Origin of the sequence: Pseudoduganella sp. GCM10020061 (genome assembly GCF_042683405.1) — a bacterium.
Lineage (GTDB): Bacteria > Pseudomonadota > Gammaproteobacteria > Burkholderiales > Burkholderiaceae_D > Telluria.
This window is the reverse complement of record NZ_JBHUJS010000007.1, coordinates 37543-44008: the sequence shown is the minus strand read 5'-3', so window position 1 is coordinate 44008 and position 6466 is coordinate 37543. Positions and strand designations below refer to the sequence as shown.

The window sequence follows — 6466 nt, the reverse complement described above, 5'->3', positions numbered from 1 at the left end:
AACCCGCACAACCAAACCTCGAATTCTTGCTTCCGCATGGCCAAGTCCTCCAGAAGAGCTACTTGGTTTGACCGGATGCTTGCTTTCAGGTTCCACACTTAACGTGGACATAGCCAAAAAAAATGCCGCCCCGAAGGGCGGCATTGGTTGTCGAAGCTGCCCGGCTTGCGCCGGGCTTGTCCAACGCGAGTATTAGAACTCGTAGGCTGCGGTCAGGCGCACGCGGCGTGGGTTCTGCAGCGACAGTGGCTGCAGGTACGCTGGGCGTGGGGTGTTTGCAGCCGAGATTTCGCCGCGTTCCTGCACGGAAGTGACGCCACGTTCGTTGAAGATGTTCAGCACATCGATCTGGAACGACAGGCCCTTCTGCCACTTCGGCTCGTACACAGCCTGCAGCGACAGGTCACGGGTCCATGGCAGACGGCCGCGCGAACCGCGTGGGTTCAGCTTGCTGCCGCAGTAGAACGACGATGCGCCGTAGTACACGGACACGTGGTCGAGGTTACCGGTGTAGTAGCCGAAGCAGTTCAGCGGACGACCCGATTGCAGCAGCAGGTTGGCGCCGATACGCAGTTCCGGCAGGACCTGGTAGGAGCCCCACAGCTTCAGCGCGTGGCGACGGTCGTTCGGCAGGTAGCCGTAGGAACCTTCAGCCAGGCCTGGGTAGTCCCAGTCCTGCGAGATGCCTGCGTCGTCCTGGCCGATGTCCGACTTCACGTAGCCTTCGGTATTACCCTTGCTGAAGCTCAGCACGTACGAACCTTGAACGGTCCAGACGCCATCCCAAGCGCGCTCGAAGCTGAACTCCAGGGCGTTGAACTTACGCTCTGGTTTCGGGAACTTCAGCGCCGCTGCAGGGATCGTGATCAGCTTCAGGGTGCCGTTGCCGTCGATGTCGATGTTCGCCTTCAGGTCGCCGCCCGGGTTGTACAGGAAGCAGTGGCCGATTGCGCCACCGATTGCATCTGCCTGGTCCTGGGTGTAGCCGTTGGCCAGTGCCCAATCGATTGCGCCTTCGTCGTTACACACGTCGTCCATCACGGACTGCAGGCGGCGGTGGGTGAACTTCAGGCCCACGGTCCAGCGGTTTGCCAGTGCCTGCTGTGCGCCCAGGATGAACTCGTCCTGGTACATCGGCTTGATGTCAGGATCGACCACCGAGCGTGGATCGCCAGCTTCGCCGTTCGAGGTCACCAGGCGTGGGCCCAGTTGCGCGCCCAGGCCAGGGTTCTGCTGTGGAGCAGGACCGAAGGCGCCGGTGAAGGCGTAGTAGTCGGTGTAGTCGCTCTCGGCGCCAGCCAGACGGACGTTGGTGTTCGACATGACAGGGATGTAGTAGCGGCCCAGGTTTGCGTACACCTTGGTCTGCTGGTCACCCTTCACGTCCCACACCAGGCCCAGGCGAGGCGCCCAGGTGTTCTTCACGTCGATGAACGAGACGCCGTTGGCGTTCAGGTTCTTGAACGACTCGTTACGGATACCGAGGTCAGCGACCAGGTTCTTGGTGACCTGCCAGCTGTCCTGCACGTACCATGCCGAGTTCTTGGTGGTGAAGATACCGCCGTTTTCGAAGTGGCGCATTGCCACCACGTCCATCGGCGCGCCGCTGTTGTTGACGTAGCCGTTGTTCAGCTCACCGCCGGCAGCCAGCGGCTGCACGGAGACCTGGAAGCCGCCCGATGCCACGGTGCCGTCCACCACGTCGTACTGCTCGTGGTCGAGACCAGCACGCAGGGTGTGCGCGCCCAGCGACCATTCAGCGTCGAGGCGATACGCTTCGCGCTTGTCGTTCGCGTTCGGGTCGGTGATGTTGACCACGGTTGCGCAACCCTTGTGCTGGGTCGGGGTGGTACGCACGTCGTCGATCCACATGCACGATGCGGTTTCGATGTCCGACTTGCGGTTGTACTTGCCGACGCCGTACATTGCCGACATGGTCAGGTCATCGGTCAGCCACGAGGTGTACTTGGCGATGACGTTGGTGCCGCCGTTGGTGAAGGTGTCGGTACCGATACGCTCGCCTTTGGCGGTGTGGTACGGAGTGACCTGGCGCCAGGTGGTGATTTCGTCTTCGGTCTTGTCGCTGAAGCCGGTGATCTCGAACGTGTTGCTGTCGTTGATGTTCCAGTCAACCTTGACGAGGCCCTGTGGCGAATTCGACTCCATCTCTTCCTGGGTCGTATTGGCGAAGATCTTGCGCTTGTAGTTCGAACCCTGAACCAGGCCGAATACGAACAGCTTGTCCTGGATGACAGGACCGCCGAGCCACAGGTTGGACTTCAGGTCGTCGGTCTGGCCTGGACGCTTGTGCAGGTGCCAGCGGCCGTCGGACGTCGACTTCTCGGTGTACACGGAGGAACCTTCCAGGTCGCCCGCTTGCCAGATGACGTTGACGCCACCCTTCCACTCGTTGGTACCACGCTTGGTGGTCACGGACAGCACGCCGCCCAGCGAACGGCCGTATTCAGGACCGTAGCCGCCGGTCTTGACGTCCTGCGCTGCGATCGCGTCGAATGGCACCTGGTTGAATGCCACGCCGTTCAGGTTGTTGGTGACGTTGAAGCCGTTGATGTAGTACACGTTTTCCGCTGGCGATGCGCCGCCCAGCGATGGAACGTTACCGGCGCGCGAACCGCTCTGGCCGATACGCGAGTCGCCCGGCACTGCGCCCGGGGCCAGCAGTGCAACTGCGGTCACGTCACGGGTCACAGGGATGCGGTCGATCGCTTCCTTGTTCAGGACCATCGAGGATTCCGGCGACTTCACGTCGATGCGCGAAGCGCGGCCGGTCACGACCACTTTCTGGCCAGCCGATGGACCAGCGAACATTGCGCCGGTTGCCACGCCTGGGCTCACGGTGACGGCCAGCTCTTCGCTGGTGCCGTCGGCATAGGTGGTCTTCAGTACATAGCTACCTGGCGGCAGCTGGGTCACGTTGAACGAACCATCGGCACCGACCGTCACGCGGCGCGAGAAACCGATCGCCTTGTTTTCGACGGTGATGACCGAACCGGCAGTCGCCTGGCCCGAAATGGAACCGGCCTGGGCCTGCGCGTAGGCTGGTGGAGCGATCACTGCAGTCGCGAGACCGGCAGTAAACGCGACCGACAACGCGTGTACCAATACAGTTTTTCTTAGCATTGTATTTCCTTTTGATGAAAAACCCTGATGAATCAACGTCCCTGGCGTCTCCAAAACCTGCCAGAAACCAACTAACTATCCAAACCTCATTGTGGTGGATTGTTAAGTCACAGATGGAACCATAGTCATATGAGCAATGTCAAACTGCAAACTCCCATTTTTGGTACGAACGCAACAGTTACACTTTTCCGACAACTTCCGGGGAACAAATAAAAAAAGCCGCCCCGAGGGGCGGCTTTTCCTGCAGATCAGGGTCCGGCGCAAGGCCGGAACCAGGCCTGGCGGCTTAGAACTCGTACTGCGCGGTGAAGCGGAAGCGACGTGGGTTCTGGATGCCGATCGGCTGCTCGTAGGTCGGGCTCCAGGAACCGATACCGGTTTCAGCAGCTTCTTCCACGGAGCGGACAGTGCGCTCGTTGAACACGTTCAGGGCGTCGACCTGGAAGGTCAGGCCCTTCATCCACTTCGGCTCGTAGGTAGCCTGCAGCGACAGTTCACGCATCCAGTCGGTACGGCCGATGGTGCCACGCTCGTTCAGCTTGCCATTGCACCAGAACGAAGCGGAACGGTACAGGATCGACACGGAGTCGATGTTACCGGCGTAGTAGCCGAGGCAGTTACGTGGACGGCCCGACTGCACCAGCACGTTCGCGCCAATGCGCAGTTCCGGCAGCACCTGGTACGAACCGAACACCTTGAGGGTGTGGCGGCGGTCGTTCGGCAGGTAGCCGTAGGAACCTTCCGCCAGGCCCGGGTAATCCCAGTCCTGCGAGATGCCGGCGTCGTCCTGGCCGATGTCCGACTTCACGTAGCCTTCGGTGTTGCCCTTGTTGAAGCCCAGCACGTACGAACCCTGGACGCTCCACTTGCCGTCCCATGCGCGCTCGAAGCCCAGCTCCAGTGCGTTGTAGGTACGCTTTGGCTTAGGGAACTTCAGGTACGAAGCAGGGATCACGACTTCGGTCAGGTTGCCGTCGCCCGCGAGGTCGACGTTCGCCTTCAGGTCGCCGCCCGGGTTGTACAGGAAGCAGTGGTCGACGGTACCGGCGATCGCATCGATCTCGTCGGCGTCGTAGCCCTGGTCAGTTGCCCAGTTCGCGGCGCCTTCGCCGTTGCAGACGTCGTCCATGACCGACTTCAGGTTGCGGTGGGTCAGCTTGGCCGACACGGTCCAGCGGTTGCCCAGCGACTGCTGCGCGCCCAGGATGAACTCGTCCTGGTACATCGGCTTGATGTCCGGATCGACCACGGTGCGCGGGTCGGCTGCGGTGCCGTCGCCGTTCACGGTGCGCTCGCCCAGTTGCTCGCCCAGTGCTGGCAGCGAGTAGCGGTCGGCCGAGAACGTGCCGCCGAAGCGGTAGTAGTCGGTGTAGTCGGTCTCGACGCCAGCCAGACGCACGTTGGTGTTCGACATCACAGGGATGTAGTAACGGCCAGCGTTGGCGAACAGCTTGGTGGTCTGGTCACCCTTCACGTCCCAGACCAGGCCCAGGCGTGGAGCGAAGGTGTTGTCCACCTTGATGAACGGAGTGCCTTCGGCGTTGAAGTTCTCGAACGATTCCGAACGCAGGCCCAGGTTGGCAACCACGTTCTTGGTGACTTGCCAGTTGTCTTCGATGTAGAAGGCCGAGTTCTTGGTGGTGAACACGCCGCCGTTTTCGAACTTGCGCACGGCCACGTACTGCATCGGCGCGCCGCTGTTGTTCACATAGCCGTTGGCGATCTTCGAGCCGGCTGCCAGGTTGTACACCTGCATCACAGCGCCGCCCGAGTAGGACGAACCGTCCACCACTTCATACTTCTCGTTGTCCATGCCGAAGCGCAGGCCGTGGGCGCCCAGGTTCCACTCGGCGTCCAGGCGGAAGGCGGTACGCTTGTCGTTCGCGTTCGGATCGGTGATCAGCGAGGTGGTCGCGCAACCGACCTTGCGTGCCGGCGAACCGAGGCGGTTCACGACGTACGGGCAGGTCAGCGCGGTTTCGATGGCCGACTGGCGGTTGTACTTGCCCACGCCGTACATGGCCGACACGGTCAGGTCGTCGTTGATCCAGGTGGTGTACTTGCCGATCAGGTTTTCGCCGCCGGAGGTGAATTCGTCGGTGCCGACTTTTTCGCCGCGTGCGGTGCTGTACGCCACTGGCGACTTCCAGGTGACCAGCGTGTCTTCGGTCTTGTCCGAGAACGCGGTGAATTCCAGGGTGTTGGAGTCGTCGATGTTCCAGTCAGCCTTGATCAGGTACTGCGGCGAGGTCGACTTGATTTCGGTCTGCTCGGTCACGCCGTAGGTCTTGCTCTTGACGTTTGCCGCCTGCACCAGGCCGAAGATGAACAGCTTGTCTTCGATGACCGGGCCGCCGAGCCAGAGGTTCGACTTCAGGTCGTCGGTGCCGCCTGGACGGTTGTGCAGGTGCCACTTGCCGTCGTTGACCGACTTCTCGCCATAGACGGACGAGCCGGTCAGGGACTCAGGCTGGTAAATGACGTTGACGCCGCCCTTCCACTCGTTGGTGCCGCGCTTGGTCGTTACCGACAGCACGCCGCCCAGCGAACGGCCATACTCGGGGCCGTAGCCGCCGGTCTTGACCTGCTGCGAGCCGATGGCGTCGAAAGGAACCTGGTTGAACGCCACGCCGTTGACGGAGTTGGTGACGTTGAAACCGTTGATGTAGTACACGTTTTCCGCTGGCGATGCGCCGCCCAGCGAAGGCACGTTGCCGCCGCGCAGGCTGGTCTGGCCGATGCGGCTGTCGCCCTGCGTCGCGCCTGGCGCCAGCAGCGCCACGGCGGTCACGTCGCGGGTCACAGGCACGCGGTCGATCGCTTCCTTGTTGAGGACCAGCGAGGATTCCGGCGACTTGACGTCGATGCGCGATGCGCGGCCTGTCACGACCACCTTGTTGCCGGCGGACGGGCCGGCGAATGCCGCGCTCGAACCTTCACCGGCCACAACCGTCACGGCCAGCTCTTCGCTGCTGCCGTCGGCGTAGGTGGTCTTCAGCAGGTAGCTGCCTGGTGGCAGCTGGGTCAGGCTGAAGGTGCCGTCCGCGCCGGCCGTCACTTTACGCGACAGGCCGATCGATTTGTTTTCTACCGTGATCACCGAGCCTGCTACTGCCTGGCCGCTGACCGCACCGGTCGTTTGCGATTGGGCGTACGCGGTGGTCGAAACGGCCACCGTGGCGAGGCCCGCGCTGAATGCGAGGGACAACGCGTGTACAAGTACAGTTTTTTTCAACATGTGATTCCTATAAATAAAAAGCCTCCCTGGAGGGAGGCAGGCGCCGCCGGGCAGGTGCCCGTGGTGAGCCGTGCTGGCCACCCCCGG

General features: G+C 61.9%; 2 protein-coding genes. Both read right to left on the bottom strand.

Annotated features, from left to right (window positions below):
- Positions 1–192 precede the first annotated feature (192 nt).
- Entirely contained in the window at positions 193–3075 is a 2883-nt protein-coding gene (locus ACFSQR_RS13015) for a TonB-dependent receptor plug domain-containing protein (protein ID WP_377730284.1), read from the bottom strand.
- A 352-nt stretch (positions 3076–3427) separates the two neighbouring features.
- Entirely contained in the window at positions 3428–6379 is a 2952-nt protein-coding gene (locus tag ACFSQR_RS13010) for a carboxypeptidase regulatory-like domain-containing protein (protein ID WP_377730283.1), read from the bottom strand.
- Between the last annotated feature and the right edge of the window lie 87 nt (positions 6380–6466).